Below are 2,025 nucleotides of genomic sequence, written 5' to 3' on the forward strand. Positions count from 1 at the left end.
CCGCCGAGCCCTTCTACGCCTCAGCCCGGTGGGGGCTGCGTGATCTGAACCCACGCTCGGCCTGGGCGATCGCCACGGCGCGCGGCGTCTATCGGGCGATCGGTCGCCATGTCTCGCGCGCCGGTCCGGCGGCCTGGGACGGTCGGACGTCGGTCGACAAGGCGGGCAAGCTGATGCTGCTGGGGCGCGGGGGACTGATCGCCCTGTGGTGCAAGACGCTGGACAACTGGCGAGAACCGCCGCCGCGTCCGGCGCTTTGGACGCACGTCTGAAGGGTCAGCGCGCCGCCCGCCGCCGTTCCAGAACAAGGGACGCCGCCAGACCCGCCAGACCTAGGCCGGCCAGAATCGCCCAGCCGGCGAGGACGCCGGGCGAGAACTCAGCCCGCCAGATCACGGCCTGATAGGCCTCGATGGCCCAGGCGTGCGGCGTGATCCAGCCCAGGGCGCGGAAGGTCTCCGGCATCAGGAAGCGCGGCGCCATCGACCCGCCCAGCGCCGCCAGCAGCAGGACGACGAAGGTGGTCAGGGGCTGAGCCTGCTCGCGCGATCGACACGCCGCCGTCAGGGCCAGGGCCAGGCCCGCCGCCGAGAAGCCGACCAGGAGGGCCGTCACGATCGCCGCTCCGACCTGCCAGGGCGCCAGGTCGGGCAGTCTGGCCCAGGCCGCGACGAAGACGGCGGCCGATTGCATCACCCCCACCACCGTCAACCATGCCGCCCGCCCCATCAGGATCGGCGCCAGGCCGCCTCTCGCCAGGGCCAGCCGCGCCTGCAGGCCCGAGCGCCGCTCGTCCAGCCCGCCCATCGCCCCGTGCATGGCGGCGAAGAAGACGAACATGACGCTGACCGCCCCGGCGTAATAGGCGGCCTGGACATCGCCGCCGGGCCCTACCTGAACCGTCGCCACGCGGGCCATGGGCGGCGCGACCTGGCCGGACAAGGCCGCCGCCATCGGCTCCAGCCGCGCCTGAAGCGCCGCCGCCGCCACGTCGCGACCCGCCGCGGACAGGACCACGATCTGGGGCGGACGTCCGGGCGAGGGGCGGATCAGGACGCCGGCGTCCGCCCGTCCGTCGATCACCGCCCGTTCCAGGTCTTGGGCGCTCTCCAAGGTGTGGAGCCTGGCGCCCATGTCGCGCGCCAGGGCGTCGTGCATCGCCGCCGTCGCGGGGGTGCGCGCCGCATCGTGAAGGACGACCGAGGTGTCGATCTCGCCCCGCGCGCCCGCGCCGAAGATGGCGGCGAACAGCAGATAGACCAGGGGCGGCAGCAGCAGGGTCAGCACCACCCCGGCCCGGTCGCGCCAGAATCCTCTGGCCCATGCGCCGGCGACAGCCATCATGACGGCGCCCCCGACAGATGCGCGACCAGATCGTCCAGCCCCGGGCGCCGCACCGCGATTTCACCGCCCTCTCCATCGACCACGGCGGCCAGCATCTGGGCGACGGAGAGCGCGTCCTCGCACAGGCGTCGCCACTCCAGCCCATCGTCCGCCGGGGTCAGTCCGGCCTGGGCGAACCATTGGCCGGCGGCGGGCGAGGCCGGTCGCGTCAGGCGGATGTTCAGCAACCGCGCCGCGCCGAACGCCTGGCGCAACAGCATGTTCGGCGCGCCCTCCGCCAACAGCCGACCTTGCGCCAGAATGCCGATCCGGTCCGCCGTGTCGGCCACGAAGATCGCGTCGTGGCTGATCAACAGGCAGCCGGCGCCCGCCGTGACCGTTTCGCGCAAGGCGGCGGACAGCACGCCGCGGGTGGCGGCGTCCACCCCTTCGGTCGGCTCGTCGGCGATCAGCAGCCGGGGCTGTCCGACCAGGGCGGCGCTCAGGTTTGCGCGCCTTCGCCATCCGCCGGACAGGGTGCGCACCGGCTGATCCGCGCGCGGACCGCAGCCGGTCAGGTCGAGGGCGCGATCCACCGCCGCGCGACGGTCCTTGCGCGCGACCCCGCACAGCCGCGCCGTCACCGCGACGTTCTCGCGCGGCGACAGGGCGGGAAACAGGGCGCTGTCCTGCGGGGCCAGG

At 73.9% G+C, this 2,025-nt stretch carries 2 protein-coding genes and 1 pseudogene; 1 reads left to right on the forward strand and 2 read right to left on the reverse strand.

Annotation, left to right across the window (positions count from 1 at the left end):
* Positions 1-272, forward strand: a pseudogene (locus tag RTU05_RS18025) (phytoene/squalene synthase family protein); the annotation flags it as partial.
* 4 nt (positions 273-276) lie between these two features.
* On the opposite strand, the gene RTU05_RS18030 reads toward RTU05_RS18025, so the two are convergent.
* On the reverse strand, positions 277-1,344 hold the full coding sequence (locus RTU05_RS18030; protein ID WP_312599654.1) for an ABC transporter permease: 1,068 nt from the start codon (positions 1,342-1,344) through the stop codon (positions 277-279).
* On the reverse strand, positions 1,341-2,025 hold a 685-nt coding region (locus RTU05_RS18035), incomplete at its 5' end, for an ATP-binding cassette domain-containing protein (RefSeq protein WP_312599655.1). The genes RTU05_RS18030 and RTU05_RS18035, both read right to left, overlap by 4 nt.

The sequence above is a fragment of the Brevundimonas sp. genome (genome assembly GCF_032017145.1).
Lineage (GTDB): Bacteria > Pseudomonadota > Alphaproteobacteria > Caulobacterales > Caulobacteraceae > Brevundimonas.

Excerpts from the sequence above, each read along its gene's own strand:
- RTU05_RS18030 (WP_312599654.1), bottom strand. The coding sequence starts at position 1,344 with ATGATGGCTGTCGCCGGCGCATGGGCCAGAGGATTCTGGCGCGACCGG.